This window comes from Jatrophihabitans lederbergiae, assembly GCF_031845305.1.
Lineage (GTDB): Bacteria > Actinomycetota > Actinomycetes > Mycobacteriales > Jatrophihabitantaceae > Jatrophihabitans_A > Jatrophihabitans_A lederbergiae.
Genome location: NZ_JAVREH010000006.1, coordinates 64901 through 79449 on the forward strand (window position 1 = coordinate 64901; position 14549 = coordinate 79449).

Sequence of the window (14549 nt, forward strand, 5' to 3'; positions counted from 1 at the left end):
GCCGCCGACTTGCCGGCGCCCTTGGCACCCGATGCTGAACTTCCGGTGGATCCGCCTTCGACAACCTCGGTCATAGCCGGCTGTTCCCCTTTTCTCTGATTCCCGTGTGACTGGCTGGTGCCCATGCTCATGCTGGTGCTGGTGCTGGTGGTGTCGCTCGGTTGCGATGCCAACCCCGGTGGCATCGCCTTACTAGGTGCTTAGTTCGGCGGCATCAGGTGCTCAGTTCGGCCGTCGCCGTGCTCTGTTCAGCCGTCGCATCGCGATGCTCGCCGCGCAGCTCGCTGATTGCCTTCTCGAAGTCGTCGATGGAGCTGAAGGCCTGGTACACACTCGCGAACCGCAGGTAGGCGACCTCGTCCAGCGCCCTCAGCGGGCCGAGGATCGCCAGTCCGACTTCGGGCGCCGGAATCTCGGCACAGCCGGTGGCTCGAATCGCCTCTTCGACGGTCTGTGCCAGCTGTGCCAGTGCGTCCTCGTCGACCGGACGCCCCTGGCAGGCGCGCCGGACGCCACTGATGACCTTTTGACGGCTGAAGGGCTCGGTCACCCCGCTGCGCTTGATGACTGCCAGGGTTGCCTCCTCGACCGTGGTGAAGCGCTTGCCGCACTCGGGACAGCTACGGCGCCGACGGATGACCTGGCCCTCGTCCTGCTCGCGGGAGTCGGTCACCCGTGAGTCAGGATGACGGCAGTACGGGCACCGCATGCGGGCTACTCCCTCGGTTCAGCCGTGCTGGTTTCGGCCGCATCCCCCGCAGGACCATCCCCAGACGGGTGTGCACAAGGTGGGGACCGCCGGTGGATGGGGCGGTTCTACCTGTGGACGCCTGTGGACGGAAAAATCAACCTGTGGACGAACGACATGCATGTAACTACTACATCTAGGGGTGAACGCTAGATGGTGATCGAAGCTTCCGCAAGCTGTGGGCTGACCCGCGCGTGTCGCTGTCCGGCGATGATCTTGAGCTGCGGCGCTCGCTGACATGGCGGCTGCTCGCTCTTTCTGCGTGCGGGTTGGTATGTGCTCAGGTGGTCATGGCGGCTCACTGGCATACCAACCCGGTCGGTCAGGGCGCCGACGGCCATGGCAACAGAGCTGTACCTCTAGCCGAGCTTTAGGGTTTGGCCAGGCGTCAAGGCGACGGTGCCGAGGTGGTTGACACTCCGCAGTCGCGACACAACCGGCCGCGGGTCACGGTTGGGCGCCACGCGCTGCGCTATCGACCACAGGGTGTCGCCTGCCTGCACTGTCACCGGTGCGGCGCTCACAGGCGGAGCCCCGGCATCGGCGGACCCGAGCGAGAGATGCGCTACCAGCAGCATCAACGTCCCCAGGCCCAGCACAGCCACCGAAAGCACGACCGTGCCCCGACGGGTAAGCCGCACTGCTGACCGGCGGGCTGAGGCCAAGGGGGCGGCGCGGAGCGTCGGCACGGCAGGGCTCACGGCCGGACGCGGTGCCGGACACGTCAGCGCGCGAGCCGGGGCGCCTGCGCGGAGCAGGCGCACCGACGACCCGCTGACGGCGGCACGAGGACCGCGGCGCGGGAGAAGCGCCCGTGCGTCCGGTGACGCGCTGGGCAAGATGGTCACCGCAGGCCGGGGAACCGCTGACCACATCGCCTCGCGGGAAGGCGTGACCAGGCGCAGCGCGCGAGCAGGCTTCGCGACCGCTCGGCTGCGCCCGCGGGCACGCGCTGGGATGGAAACCTCGGGGGCGAACTCGCTAGCGACTGACATGGCCGTCCTCCTCATTCGTCGGGCACCAAGCCCGCCTCCGGTTCGAACATACTTTCGATCGAACGCCTCTCCGAATGTCTACTACAAGGGTCCGACAGAAGCTAGGGATCCGACACGCCGAATCGAACGGACGTTTGAAATAAGTGCTGCCACCGCGCTATCTTCAGGGCACTTCATCCGCTGTGTGACCAGCGCGGTCGGGCATCAGCGGGCGAGCGGAACGACAGCAGCGAACGGTTGCGGACTGCCACAGCCGCTGCCGTGCCGGCCACGCCGGCCAGAGACGAGAAAGCGAGACTCCCGGTGCCCAAGACACCCACGACGCCGCCCCGCCGGGGTCCCGGACGACCGAAGAACAGCACATTGGCCGAACTGCCCGACAACGACACCGGAGACGGCCTCACCGCCCGGCAGCGCGTCATTCTGAATGTCATCCGGGACTCGGTGCAGAATCGCGGCTTTCCACCGAGCATGCGAGAGATCGGCGATGCGGCCGGCCTGCAGTCGACGTCCAGCGTGAGCCATCAGCTGGCGGTGCTAGAGCACAAGGGCTTCATTCGTCGGGACCCCAACAAGCCGCGGGCCCTGGACGTCCGCTCCCCCGACGAACACGAGGAGTCCGCCTCTACTCAGCCCCGGTTACATCCGGTCGCGGACGACGCTCTCAATGCCGGTTCGCCTACCCCGGTGCTCGTTCCGGTGATCGGGCGCATCGCTGCCGGCGGACCCATCCTGGCCGAGCAGGTCGTAGAAGACGTCTTTCCGCTACCGCGAACCCTGGTGGGCGAGGGCACGCTCTACATGCTCAAGGTCCAGGGCGACTCGATGATCGACGCGGCGATCACCGACGGCGACTGGGTGGTCGTGCGCCAGCAGCCCGACGCCGACAACGGCGAGATTGTGGCCGCGATGATCGACGGAGAGGCGACGGTGAAAACATTCCGGCGTCGCGATGGGCACGCCTGGCTGCTTCCGCACAACGAGGCCTACTCGCCCATCCCCGCCGATAACGCGACCATCCTCGGCCGCGTCGTGGCGGTTCTGCGCAAGGTATGACGCAGCGGCGTCCTGTCGCTGCGTCTGTCCTACTGGGCCTGGGCCTGCTGCTGAGGTGCTTCCCGTGGCGCCCCGGCGGCGGGCTCGGTCTGCGTCGAGTCCGGCACCGGCGACACCACCGTGGCCACCGGCGGAACGACCGGCACCACGGGCGCTGTCGGGCTGACCGGCGCAGTGGGGACAACCGGCGTCCCTGCTACCGGCGGGCCAGCGTGGGTGTCTGCCGCGTCGCGGCTGGAGTCGTCCTCGCCCATGCCCTTCATCTCAGTCTTGAAGATGCGAAGCGAGCGACCAACCGACCTCGACATCTCCGGCAGCTTCTTGTACCCAAACAGGACCAGCACTACGAGGGCGAGAATCACCCAGTGCGACGGCGCTTCCAAACCAGGCATGCCTTTGTCTCCCTGTCGACGGCAGCAACATCACTCAGCCTACGCGGCACGGGCCGAACCAGAGCGGTGCGGAGCGCGGAGTGCAGCGGATTCGATACCGCGCGCGGCGCCTACACCGTGGCGAACTCTTCCAGCGTCGCGGCCAGATCGGGACGAACCCGCGCGCTGATCAGCGTCCCATCGTTCGTGTGGTCCTCGGAGACCACTTCACCGTCGGAGTGGATCCGGGCGAGCAGATCGCCACGGGTGTACGGGATGAGCGCCACCACCGAGCGATCCGGCCGCGGCAAGCGCTCCTCGATGAGCTGCCGGAGGTCGTCCAGGCCGAATCCGGTGCGGGCCGAGACGAACAGCGCGCTGGGCACCAGGCTGCGCAGGCGCAGCTGGGTCTCGGCGTCGGCGTCATCGACCTTGTTGAAGATAATCTGCTCCGGCACGTCGAGCGCCTCGATGTCGGCAAGCACCTCGCGCACGGCCTTGATCTGTGCTTCCGGGTCCTCGTCGGAGGCGTCCACGACATGCAGGATCAGATCCGCGGCGGCGACCTCCTCCAGGGTGGACCGAAAAGCCTCGACGAGTTGGTGCGGAAGGTGCCGGACGAAACCGACCGTGTCCGACAGTGTGTACACCCGGCCGTCGGAGGTCTCCGCGCGGCGGACCGTCGGATCCAGCGTGGCGAACAGCGCGTTCTCGACCAGGACACCGGCACCGGTGAGCCGATTGAGCAGCGAGGACTTGCCCGCGTTGGTATAGCCGGCCAGGACCACGGAGGGAACCTGGTTGTTGTCGCGACGGGAGCGCTTGACGTCGCGGGCGGTCTTCATGCCGGAAATCTCTTTGCGCAGTTTCGACATCCGCGCGGTGATGCGGCGCCGGTCGATCTCGAGCTTGGTCTCACCGGGGCCACGGCCACCGATGCCGACACCGTTCGCGGCCCGTCCACCGACCTGCCGCGAGAGCGACTCACCCCAACCGCGCAGACGCGGTACCAGGTACTGCAGCTGGGCCAGTTCCACCTGGGCCTTGCCCTCGCGGGACCGGGCGTGCTGGGCGAAGATGTCCAGAATCAGCGCGGTCCGGTCGACCACCTTCACCTTCACGACCCCTTCCAGCTGCCTGAGCTGGCCAGGGGCCAGCTCACCGTCACAGATGACGGTGTCCGCGCCGGTCGTATCAACGACATCACGGAGCTCCTTGGCCTTACCCGAGCCGATGTAGGTTGCGGGGTCCGGGCGGTCCCTGCGCTGCACGAGCCCGTCCAGAACCTCGGAGCCAGCCGTCTCGGCCAGCCGGGCCAGCTCGCGCATCGAGTTCTCGGCCTGGGCCAGAGTTCCGGTGGTCCACACGCCCACGAGCACGACGCGTTCGAGGCGAAGTTGCCGGTATTCGACCTCGGTGATGTCGGTGAGCTCTGTCGACAGGCCGGCGACGCGGCGCAGCGCCGCGCGTTCGGACAGGTCGTACTCGCCGAGCGTGAAGTCAGGGCCGTCAGCGGAGTCAGTGGTGAATCGCCGAACACCCGACTGGCTGCCCGAGGAGCTGTGCCCGTCGGAGGCCACCGTGAGGTCGTGAGTCGCTTCTTCAGCAACCGGCGCCGTGGCGCCCTTGCCGGCATCTGTTCGTTGGTCAGCAGTCATCGTCTTCCATGGTGACACCAGGGCGCCCCTGAATGCGACGCAATTTCACTCAGAGCACTAACGGTGCTCGGCGAGCCAGTCCGCGCCGATCTCGACCGTTGCCATCAGGACCGCCGGCCCGGACAGCACCACCTCACCGGTGTCACGCCAGGACACCCGGCACTGGCCTCCTGGCACATCGACCAGCCACTCGTCGGTCCCGGCGCTGTCCCCCGCCACCGCGACCACGGCCGCACAGATGCCGGTGCCGCAGGATCGGGTCTCACCCACGCCGCGCTCGTGCACCCGCATCCGGATGCGCCGCGGGCCGGTACGGACGGCAAACTCCACGTTCTGCCCGTCGGGCAGGCCCGGCTCAACCGTCGGCGGCTGCGTCAGATCGAGCACCGAAAGATCCTGCACCGAGTCCAGTTCGACGACGACGTGTGGATTGGGCAGGTCGATCGCGATGGACCCGAACACCTCGGCCAGACCGGTCACCCGGACGGTCGGACGCTCCGGGCGGGGGCTCGCCATCCCCATGTCGACGCTGACGTTCGATCCGTCGAAGCTCAGCGTCTTCGGGCCGCCGCGGGTCGCGATGGTCGTGGTCCCCTCGATCAGGCCTGCCTGCCGCAAATACCACCCGAACACCCGGACGCCATTGCCGCACATTTCGGCGATGGACCCGTCGGCGTTGTGGTAATCCATGAAGAACTCCGCCTCGCCGGCCTGCTTGCGCACATCAGGCTCGGTGGCCAGTTCGGTGCGCACCACGCGCAGCACGCCGTCCGCGCCCAAGCCCGCGTGCCGGTCACAGAGCGCCCGCACCAGTGATGGCGAGAGCGACAGGTGCGCATCCAGATCCGGCAGCACGACGAAGTCGTTCTCGGTGCCGTGACCCTTCAGAGCGGTCAAAGTGTGCGTCATCGGACCAGCATAGGCGGCAGCACCGTCACGGCGGTATCGATCAGATCCGGTGTTGATGAGTCCAACCAGTGCAGCCGCGGGTCCCGGCGGAACCACGAGCGCTGCCGTCGGACGAATCGCAGCGTCCCCCGTATCGTGGACTCGAGCGCCTCGTCCAGGTCGCCCCGCACGGCGCCGTCGTCGTCCAGTACCGCCAGCAGCTGCTGGTAGCCGAGCGCCTTGGACGCCGTGGGGCTGTCGCGCAGTCCCAGCGGCAGCAACCGACGGACCTCATCGAGCAGCCCCTGCTCCATCATGCGCGGCACCCGCAGCCGCACGCGATCATCGAGATCCGGACGATCAAGGGCTAGCTGGACTGTTGGATAGATCGATTCGAATGCCGGCATCGCCGCGACGAACGGCTTGCCGGTGATCTCGATGACTTCGAGCGCGCGGACGATCCGCCGTCCGTTGGAGGGCAGGATCGCCGCGGCAGCCGCCGGGTCCAGGGCTGCCAGCCGGCGGTGCAGCGTGGCGGCGCCCACTGACTCCAGCTCAGCGGTCAGCCGGGCGCGCACCGGCGGCGACTCCCCCGGAAAGTCCAGCCGATCGAGCGCGCCGCGGATGTAGAGGCCGGAGCCTCCCACCAGCACGGCCACCTTGCCCCGATCGCGGATGTCATCGATCGCCGCCCGAGCCAGCGTCTGGTATTCGGCCACCGCCGCCGACTTGTCCAGCGGCCAAACGTCCAGCAGATGGTGGCGGATTCCGCCGCGCTGGTCCTCGACGAGCTTCGCCGAGCCGATGTCCATACCCTCGTACAGCTGCATGGAGTCGGCGTTGACGATCTCGGCGTCCATCCGCCGCGCGAGGGCCACCGCGAGGTCGGATTTGCCGGTTGCCGTCGGTCCGATCACCGCAACGACAGGCGGTCCGGCTGGTGCGGAATCGGTGACAGTCACGTTGCAACAGGCTAACCGGCTGCACCGCCACCCTCCGCAGTCGTGTCTAATGCTCGATATGAGTTCGGAGTGGGGACGTATTGACGACGCCGGCACGGTGTTCGTGAAGACCGCGGACGGCGAGCGAGAGGTCGGCTCGTGGCAGGCCGGAGACCCCGAAGCGGGGCTGGCCTACTACATCCGCCGCTATGAAGACCTGCAGACCGAAGTAGCGCTGCTGACCAAGCGGCTGCAGTCCGGTGCGGGCGATGCGAAGGCGACCAAGTCGCAGGCCATGACTCTGCACGCCTCGTTGCCGACAGTCGCCGCAGTCGGAAACCTGGCGGCGCTGGACACCCAGCTCGTCGCACTGATCACCGCCGCCGACGCCAAGATGGGTGAGCAGGCTGAAGCGCGTGAGGCGGCCAAGGCCGGCGCGATCGCGAAGAAAGAGGCACTGGCCGCCGAAGCCGAGGCAATCGCCGAGACGTCGACCCAGTGGAAGGCAGCGGGCGACCGGCTGCGCACCATCGTGGACGAGTGGAAACTGATCAAGGGCATCGACCGCAAGACCGATGACACGCTGTGGAAGCGCTTCGCGGCGGCCCGCGACGCGTTCGGCAAGCGGCGGGGCAGCCACTTCGCCAATCTGGACACCGAGCGTGAGACGGCCAAGTCCATCAAGGAGCGCCTGGTAGCCGAGGCCGAGGCGCTGTCCGTTTCGGACGACTGGCGCGAGACCGCTGATGCCCTCAAGGATCTGATGGGCCAGTGGAAGAGCGCTCCGCGGGCCAACCGCAGCACCGAGGACGCGCTCTGGAAGAGGTTTCGCGCGGCTCAAGACGCCTTCTTCGAACGGCGCTCGGGAGTATTCGCCGAGCGGGACGCCGAGCAGGTGCAGAACCTGAAGGAGAAGGACGCCATCATCGCCGAGGCGGTGGCGCTCGACGTGTCGGACCCGCGCCACGCGCAGGTAGCGCTGCGTGACCTGCAGGAGCGGCTCGAGGCGATCGGGCACGTGCCCCGGGACGCGATGCCCCGAGTGGAAGCACGGATGCGCGCCGCCGAGCAGCGGGTGCGCGAGGCCCTGGACGCCGAGTGGAAGCGCGGAGCCACGGAGTCCAACCCTTTCCTGGCGCAGCTGCGTGAGCGACTGGCCGAGGCTGAGGCAAAGCTGGCCAGGGCCCAGGCCTCCGGTGACGCCGGCCGGATCGCCAAGGCCGAGGCTGATGTGGCCAGCCGGAAGGCGCTTCTCCCCGAGTAGCGCTACCGACGAAGCCGACCAGTCAGGCCGGCCGGCGGCCGATGCTGAGCAGCGGCTTCGTCGGTGCCGACGGCGCCTGGTGCGCAGGCGAGGCCGTACCCCGCCAGGGCCGGTGCGCGCTGATTCCGCCGTCGGCGACGAAGTGGTGCGGGGCCGCGTAGGTGATCCGCGCGGTCACCAGATCACCGGGTGACACCGCGACGTTCCCGGCGAGAACGTGCACCAGCCGGCCGTCCCGCGCCCGTCCAGAGGTGCGCAGGTTGGCGTGGTCCTTCTTGCCCTCGAACGAGCTCACCAGGACCTCGACATCGGTGCCGACCAGCCGCTTGTTCTCATCCCAGCTGATCCGCTCCTGTAGCTCGATCAGCCGGTCGTAACGTTCCTGGACGACGGCCTTCGCAATCTGGCCGTCCATCATCGCGGCCGGAGTTCCGGGCCGCGGCGAGTACTGGAAGGTGAAGGCGCTGGCAAAGCGCGCCTGCTCGACCACCCGGAGCGTCTCGGCGAAATCCGCCTCCGTCTCGCCGGGAAAGCCGACGATGATGTCGGTGGTGATGGCGGCGTGCGGCATCGCGGCCCGGACCGAGTCGATGATCTGCAGGTAGCGGCTCTGCCGGTACGAGCGACGCATCGCCCGCAGGACCGCGTCGGACCCCGACTGCATCGGCATGTGCAGCTGCGGGCACACATTCGGCGTCTCGGCCATGGCGGCGATGACATCGTCGGTGAAGTCGCGCGGGTGCGGGCTGGTGAACCGCACCCGGTCCAGCCCATCGATCCGACCGCAGGCTCGCAGCAGCTTGCCGAAGGCGAGCGGGTCACCGAACGAGCGACCGTAGGAGTTGACGTTCTGACCGAGCAGAGTCACCTCGGTCACGCCCTGCGCCACCAGCGCCTCGACCTCGGCGAGCACATCTCCCGGCCGTCGGTCGGTTTCTTTACCCCGCAGGCTCGGCACGATGCAGAACGTGCAGGTGTTGTCGCATCCCACCGAGACCGAGACCCACGCGGAGAACGCCGATTCCCGACGGCTGGGCAGGTCGGACGGAAAGTTCGCGAGGGAGTCCAGGATCTCGACCTGGGCCTCGTGGTTGTGCCTGGAACGCTCGAGCAGGACGGGCAGGCTCGCCAGGTTGTGGGTACCGAACACCACATCCACCCAGGGCGCCTTGGTGAGCACCGCTGCCTGGTCCTTCTGTGCCAGGCAGCCGCCGACGGCGATCTGCATGCCCGGTCGCGTCTTCTTGATCGGCGCCAATTGGCTGAGGTTGCCGTAGAGCCGATTGTCGGCGTTCTCGCGTACCGCACAGGTGTTGAACACCACCAGGTCGGCCTCGCGCCCGCTCTGATCGTCGGCGCGCACGTAGCCGGCCTGTTCGAGCAGACCGGACAGGCGTTCGGAGTCATGCACGTTCATCTGGCAGCCGTACGTACGGATCGCGTAGGTACGTTGGCTGTCGCCGCTTGGGGCGGGTGCGAGGTCAGCGGTCATCGAGGCATCCATATCGGGGTCAAGAGTACGAGGCCACCCGCCCGGCCGACACGCGCCCTTGGCGTCAGCCTGCGCCGTGCCGCCATACCAAGCGCTCGAGCGCGCGGCCGGATGAACAGGCCCCGGGCTAGTGCGCGACCTCGGTAGCACGAGACTCCCGCACCACGGTGACACGGATCTGCCCCGGATAGGTGAGCTCGTCCTCGATCTGCTTGGCCACCTCGCGGGCAATCACTCCGGCGCCGAGGTCGTCAACCTCGTTGGGCAGCACCATGACCCTGACTTCGCGGCCGGACTGCATGGCGAACACCCGCTCTACACCGGGCCGGGCGGTCGCGATCTGTTCGATTCGCTCCAGGCGCTTGACGTAGGCCTCGAGTGATTCTCGCCGAGCCCCAGGGCGCGACGCGGAGCAGGCGTCGGCGGCCTGGGTCAGCACTGCTTCGACGGTCTTGGGCTGAACCTCATTGTGATGGGCCTCGACGGCGTGGGCGACCGCCTCACTTTCGCCGTATCGACGCAGCAGATCGGCTCCGATGACTGCGTGGCTGCCCTCGACCGCATGCGTGAGCGCCTTGCCGATGTCGTGCAGGAACGCCGACCGCTTGATCAAACTCGGCTCGAGCCCGAGTTCGCTGGCCATGACTCCGGCGATGTGGGCGGTTTCAACCAGGTGGCCGAGCACGTTCTGGCCGTAACTGGTGCGGTACTTCAACCGCCCCAGCGTCGGAATCAAACGCTCATCGAGGTCGGTGATGCCCACGTCCGCGAGTGCGTCGCGAGCCGACCGAAGACACAGCTCGTCCACCTCGACGGTCGCCTGCTCGTACACCTCTTCGATGCGGTGGGGGTGGATCCGGCCGTCGAGCACCAGCTTCTCGAGAGTGATCCGGCCGATCTCTCGCCGCACCGGGTCGAAGCAGGACAGCAGCACCGCCTCCGGGGTGTCGTCGATGATCACGTTGACACCGGTGACCGACTCGAAGGCGCGAATGTTGCGGCCCTCGCGGCCGATGATGCGGCCCTTCATCTCGTCACTGGGCAGATGCAGCACGCTGACCACGGTTTCGGCGGTCTGCTCGCTGGCGACCCGTTGCACCGCGTCCACGACAATGGCTCGGGCGCGCTCGGTGCCTTCGGCGCGTGCCTCGTTCTCGATGGAGCGCACCAGGGTGGCGGCGTCACGGCGGGCATGGGACTCGACGGAGGCGAGCAGTTCGGCTTTCGCCTCGTCCGAGCTGAGTCCGGCGACGCGCTCCAGTGCTGCCACCCGGTCTACGTCCAGCTGTTCCCGAACGGTCTCTAGTTCGGCGCGGAGCGCGTCGAGAGAGTGCTGCTCCGCGTCAAGCCCGGTTCGCCGCCGTTCCAGTTCGGCGCCGGCCGACGCCAACTCCTCAGCGCACCGGTCGAGGTCGGCGCCACGTGCGTTCAGATCTGCGTCGACTCCCTCGGCCGCGGCCGTCCGGGTCTGGAGTTCGCGGTCCGCGCTGCGTCGCGCGTCAGCCAGCAGATCCGTGGCCGACGCCTCCGCTCGAGCTTTCATCGCTTCAACGCTCGCCCGGTTCGCGTCCGCTTCCGTTTGGGCGGCCCGGCGTAGCGATTCCAACTCGACGTTCAGCGACCGGCGCGCCGATTCAACGTCTCGCTGCGTTCGTTCACGCACGGCGTCGGCCTCGGCCTCAGCGGCCCGAAGGGCATTAGCTCCCTGATCGGCAACTGCCGCCTCTGCGACGGTTGCCCCGCCTGCGGCGGGAGTGCCCTTGTGGCTCGCGTACACGGACAGGAACCGAAGCCCGAGGACCAGGAGTAACAAGAATGCGGCGGCGACCGCCACCAATTGAACCGAATGATTCATCTACGTCCTCCTCTCGTGGAGGCGACGCGTCAGTCAAGACTCATCGCAACAGCACACCCAGGAGGTGGGATCCGTCGCATCGTGCCGCCAGTGGCGATGGCTCGGCCACCCGTGTCGCTACCGCAGACTAGACAGGCGGGCGATACCGGGCCGCCTGACTGACTTTGGCTGGCAACGATCAAACGGACGAACACTCGGCGCTATATGTCAGTGAGCTGCGGCATGGGCGCAGCACATCCTGTCTCCTGATGATGTGAGGCTATGAACGAACGGGCACAGGGTCAAGCAAGCCGTGCAGTGTCGTCGCTCGGTACTTCAGCCGACAGCTCACCTAAAACCTCACGGACCACCTGATATGCCACGCCAGGTGAATAGCCTTTGCGAGCAAGCATCCCCACGAGCCGACGGGTCTTGACGTTGGGTTCGAGCTTGCCCATCGACTTGGCCTTGCGCTGCACCAACTTGGCCGCTGTCTCTCGCTCGCGGTCGGCATCGATGGCGATCACCGCCGTTTTGGCCAGGTCGTCGTCGACACCCTTGGCGCGCAGTTGCCGCTTGATCTCGTTCGCCGCCAACCCACGGGAGCTGTGCACGGCGGTCGTAAAGCTGGCGGCAAACGCTACGTCGTCAATGAGAGCAACCCACCTGAGCCGATCAAGAACTCGCGCAGCTACCTCGTCGGGAACCTGTCGCGAGGTCAGTGCGTCGCTTAACTCGGCCCGCGTTCTAGCCCGCATCGTCAACAGGCGCAGGCAAATCGCGCGCGCCTCTTCGTCTGGGTCGTCGGCTATGCGGCGAGCTGCTTCATCGGCACGTCTACTCCGAGCTTCAGCGGGCGACGGGTGAGGCCTGCCGCCCGCTGAAGCTCGTCGGCCCATCACTCGTCCTCTCAGAAGTCGACCGGCGCGGGCAGTGCGGCATCTTCGGCCACAACCGCCCCGACGCCCAACTTCTCCTTGATTTTCTTCTCGATCTCATCAGCGAGGTCGGGGTTATCGCGGAGGAAGTTGCGGACGTTCTCTTTGCCCTGTCCGAGCTGATCACCGTCATAGGTATACCAAGCGCCGGACTTACGGACGATCGCCTGCTCGACACCGACGTCGATCAGCGAACCCTCGCGGCTGATGCCCTGGCCGTAGACAATGTCGAACTCGGCCTGCTTGAACGGCGGCGCAACCTTGTTCTTCACGACCTTGACCCTGGTGCGGTTGCCGACTGCGTCGCCGCCGTCCTTCAAGGTCTCGATGCGACGGACATCAAGCCGGATCGATGAGTAAAACTTCAGCGCCTTGCCACCGGTCGTGGTTTCGGGCGACCCGAACATGACGCCGATCTTCTCGCGCAGTTGGTTGATGAAGATCGCGGTGGTGCCGGAGTTGCTGAGGGCGCCCGTGATCTTACGCAACGCCTGGCTCATCAGACGCGCTTGCAGGCCCACGTGGCTGTCACCCATCTCGCCCTCGATTTCGGCGCGCGGAACGAGAGCCGCCACCGAGTCGACGACGATGATGTCCAGTGCGCCCGAGCGGATCAGCATGTCCATGATTTCGAGCGCCTGCTCGCCGGTGTCGGGCTGGCTTACCAGCAGGGCGTCGGTGTCTACGCCCAAGGCCCGGGCGTACTCGGGGTCGAGCGCGTGCTCGGCGTCGATGAAGGCGGCGACGCCGCCGGCTGCCTGAGCATTGGCGACGGCGTGCAGTGCGACGGTCGTCTTACCGGAGCTTTCCGGGCCATAGATCTCGACGATTCGGCCACGCGGGAGCCCCCCGATACCCAGGGCGATGTCGAGGGCGATGGAGCCGGTGGGAATGACCTCGATCGGGACGTATGGTCGCTCGCCCAGCCGCATCACCGAGCCCTTGCCGAATTGCTTGTCAATCTGACCCAGCGCGACTTCAAGAGCCTTGTCGCGGTCAAATGCTGTGGCCATGTCTGGTACCTCTCTCGTTTTCGGTGTTCATCACGTAACTGCGACGCTAGAGCTGGGCGCCGACAGTTTTGCCGGACAAGCAGATCTGTGGACCACCGTGCGCTTATCCACAGCATAGCCGAACACATGTTCGATTGGGTTTAGACACGCGGAAGATGAAGCAGCTGCGGCGTCGTGTCGGCGCAACCGCTCCGTCTTTCACCGCAAGCGGTCAGACGTTCAGCGCAAGCGTTGCGGTACGTCGAACTCTTCACACACCGCGCGCCACACGGACTTCGCCGAGTCGCCGCGCTCGATGGCCTCGTTGACCGTGGCTCCCAGAGCGTTCAGCCGGTAGTCGGCCGCGACCGAAGAGGCGTAGCCATCACCGAAGCGCTGTTCCATCCGCTTCCAGAAATCACTCAGTCGCACCGGTCCAGGGTAATGCGCGTGCCCCCGGCCACCGCGGTGAGGCAGGATTCGACCATGCCGGTTCCCGCCTCGCCCGCCCCCGATCCCGCCCGCTGGTACGCCCAGAGCTGTCTCAGCGGAACCAAGGTCAGACTCGTTCCGCTGCAGATCGAGCACGCCGCCGGCTTTCGTACCGCACTGCACGCGCAGGACGGCGCGGCAGCCGTGTACCAGTGGCTCGGCAGTCCGGCCCCGGCCGCCACGGAGGATGCGGCCCGGGCCGAGGTCGTGCTCGCTCTGGCGGCACGGTCCCGAGGTGAGCGACTGCCCTACGCGCAGCTCGACGCCAGCACGGGAGAGTTCATCGGAACGACCAGCTTCTACGAGGTGAACCCCGCCGCCCGCGCGCTGGCGATCGGCTACACCTGGCTGGGCATGCCGTGGTGGCGCACCGGGCACAACACCGAATCGAAGCTGCTGATGCTCACCGAAGCCTTCGAGGCGCTCGGCGCGGCTCGTGTCGTCTGGCACACCGATGTGCGCAACGAACGCTCCAGGCGAGCCATCGAGCGGCTGGGCGCGACGAGCGAGGGGGTGCTGCGCAAGCACCGCATCCGAGCCAACGGCACCTGGCGCGACAGCGCCCAGTACGCGATGACCGACGATGACTGGCCGGCTGTCAAGCAGCAACTGCACGCCCGACTTCAGCGCTGAGCCGTACTGGGGCAAGGTCGGCGACGTTGGCGAGGTCGGCAGGTTTGCAGGTTTGGCCGGTCGGCAGGTTTGCAGGTTTGGCCGGTTGGCCGGTTGGCCGGTTGGCCGGTCGGCAGGTTTGCAGGTTTGGCCGGTTGGCCGGTTGGCCGGTTGGCCGGTTGGCCGGTTGGCCCGTTGGCAGGTTTGCAGGTTTGGCCGGTTGGCAGGTTTGGCAGGGCTGGCAGGGTTGGCAGGGGTTGTCATAGGG

The 14549-nt window shown here is 67.1% G+C and carries 13 protein-coding genes; 3 read left to right on the forward strand and 10 right to left on the reverse strand.

Annotation, left to right across the window (positions count from 1 at the left end):
• Positions 1-214 precede the first annotated feature (214 nt).
• Complete coding sequence (gene nrdR, locus RM423_RS06765; RefSeq protein WP_311422249.1) at positions 215-709, reverse strand: transcriptional regulator NrdR; 495 nt, start codon at positions 707-709, stop codon at positions 215-217.
• Between the two features lie 1271 nt (positions 710-1980).
• On the opposite strand from nrdR, the gene lexA reads away from it, so the two are divergent.
• Positions 1981-2799: a transcriptional repressor LexA gene (lexA, locus tag RM423_RS06770; protein WP_396327622.1), complete on the forward strand. Its 819-nt coding sequence runs from the start codon at positions 1981-1983 to the stop codon at positions 2797-2799.
• 29 nt (positions 2800-2828) lie between these two features.
• On the opposite strand, the gene tatA is transcribed toward lexA, so the two are convergent.
• From tatA to miaA, 4 genes are all read right to left on the reverse strand, one after another.
• Positions 2829-3191 carry a Sec-independent protein translocase subunit TatA gene (gene tatA / locus RM423_RS06775; protein WP_311422251.1) on the reverse strand — a complete coding sequence of 121 codons (363 nt, stop codon included), beginning with the start codon at positions 3189-3191 and terminating at the stop codon, positions 2829-2831.
• Between the two features lie 110 nt (positions 3192-3301).
• Positions 3302-4828 (reverse strand): GTPase HflX, encoded by a 1527-nt coding sequence (hflX, locus tag RM423_RS06780; protein ID WP_311422252.1) that lies wholly within the window; start codon positions 4826-4828, stop codon positions 3302-3304.
• A 57-nt stretch (positions 4829-4885) separates the two neighbouring features.
• On the reverse strand, positions 4886-5737 hold the full coding sequence (dapF, locus tag RM423_RS06785; RefSeq protein ID WP_311422253.1) for a diaminopimelate epimerase: 852 nt from the start codon (positions 5735-5737) through the stop codon (positions 4886-4888).
• Positions 5734-6678 (reverse strand): tRNA (adenosine(37)-N6)-dimethylallyltransferase MiaA, encoded by a 945-nt coding sequence (gene miaA, locus RM423_RS06790; protein ID WP_311422254.1) that lies wholly within the window; start codon positions 6676-6678, stop codon positions 5734-5736. Before miaA ends, dapF begins: the two co-directional genes overlap by 4 nt.
• Positions 6679-6736: 58 nt before the next feature.
• On the opposite strand from miaA, the gene RM423_RS06795 reads away from it, so the two are divergent.
• A complete protein-coding gene (locus RM423_RS06795) occupies positions 6737-7921 on the forward strand; it encodes a DUF349 domain-containing protein (RefSeq protein ID WP_311422255.1) in 1185 nt (394 codons plus the stop codon).
• Positions 7922-7943: 22 nt separating this feature from the next.
• Here the strand turns inward: RM423_RS06795 and miaB are convergent, their stop codons facing one another.
• The 5 genes from miaB to RM423_RS06820 all read right to left on the reverse strand — a co-directional run bounded on the left by miaB (position 7944) and on the right by RM423_RS06820 (position 13609).
• On the reverse strand, positions 7944-9413 hold the full coding sequence (gene miaB, locus RM423_RS06800; protein WP_311422256.1) for a tRNA (N6-isopentenyl adenosine(37)-C2)-methylthiotransferase MiaB: 1470 nt from the start codon (positions 9411-9413) through the stop codon (positions 7944-7946).
• Positions 9414-9540: 127 nt separating this feature from the next.
• Positions 9541-11268, reverse strand: a complete 1728-nt coding sequence (rny, locus tag RM423_RS06805; protein WP_311422257.1) for a ribonuclease Y — start codon at positions 11266-11268, stop codon at positions 9541-9543.
• Positions 11269-11549: 281 nt separating this feature from the next.
• Positions 11550-12146 (reverse strand): regulatory protein RecX, encoded by a 597-nt coding sequence (locus RM423_RS06810; RefSeq protein WP_311422258.1) that lies wholly within the window; start codon positions 12144-12146, stop codon positions 11550-11552.
• Positions 12147-12157: 11 nt separating this feature from the next.
• Positions 12158-13198 (reverse strand): recombinase RecA, encoded by a 1041-nt coding sequence (recA, locus tag RM423_RS06815; RefSeq protein ID WP_311422259.1) that lies wholly within the window; start codon positions 13196-13198, stop codon positions 12158-12160.
• Positions 13199-13417: 219 nt separating this feature from the next.
• A complete protein-coding gene (locus RM423_RS06820; protein ID WP_311422260.1) occupies positions 13418-13609 on the reverse strand; it encodes a DUF3046 domain-containing protein in 192 nt (63 codons plus the stop codon).
• Positions 13610-13663: 54 nt separating this feature from the next.
• On the opposite strand from RM423_RS06820, the gene RM423_RS06825 reads away from it, so the two are divergent.
• Positions 13664-14302, forward strand: coding sequence for a GNAT family N-acetyltransferase (locus RM423_RS06825; protein ID WP_311422261.1), 639 nt, complete (start codon positions 13664-13666; stop codon positions 14300-14302).
• Positions 14303-14549 lie beyond the last annotated feature (247 nt).

Excerpts from the sequence above, each read along its gene's own strand:
- nrdR (WP_311422249.1), bottom strand. The coding sequence starts at position 709 with ATGCGGTGCCCGTACTGCCGTCATCCTGACTCACGGGTGACCGACTCC.
- tatA (WP_311422251.1), bottom strand. The coding sequence starts at position 3,191 with ATGCCTGGTTTGGAAGCGCCGTCGCACTGGGTGATTCTCGCCCTCGTA.
- hflX (WP_311422252.1), bottom strand. The coding sequence starts at position 4,828 with ATGACTGCTGACCAACGAACAGATGCCGGCAAGGGCGCCACGGCGCCG.
- dapF (WP_311422253.1), bottom strand. The coding sequence starts at position 5,737 with ATGACGCACACTTTGACCGCTCTGAAGGGTCACGGCACCGAGAACGAC.
- RM423_RS06795 (WP_311422255.1), top strand. The coding sequence starts at position 6,737 with ATGAGTTCGGAGTGGGGACGTATTGACGACGCCGGCACGGTGTTCGTG.
- miaB (WP_311422256.1), bottom strand. The coding sequence starts at position 9,413 with ATGACCGCTGACCTCGCACCCGCCCCAAGCGGCGACAGCCAACGTACC.
- rny (WP_311422257.1), bottom strand. The coding sequence starts at position 11,268 with ATGAATCATTCGGTTCAATTGGTGGCGGTCGCCGCCGCATTCTTGTTA.
- RM423_RS06810 (WP_311422258.1), bottom strand. The coding sequence starts at position 12,146 with ATGGGCCGACGAGCTTCAGCGGGCGGCAGGCCTCACCCGTCGCCCGCT.
- recA (WP_311422259.1), bottom strand. The coding sequence starts at position 13,198 with ATGGCCACAGCATTTGACCGCGACAAGGCTCTTGAAGTCGCGCTGGGT.
- RM423_RS06825 (WP_311422261.1), top strand. The coding sequence starts at position 13,664 with ATGCCGGTTCCCGCCTCGCCCGCCCCCGATCCCGCCCGCTGGTACGCC.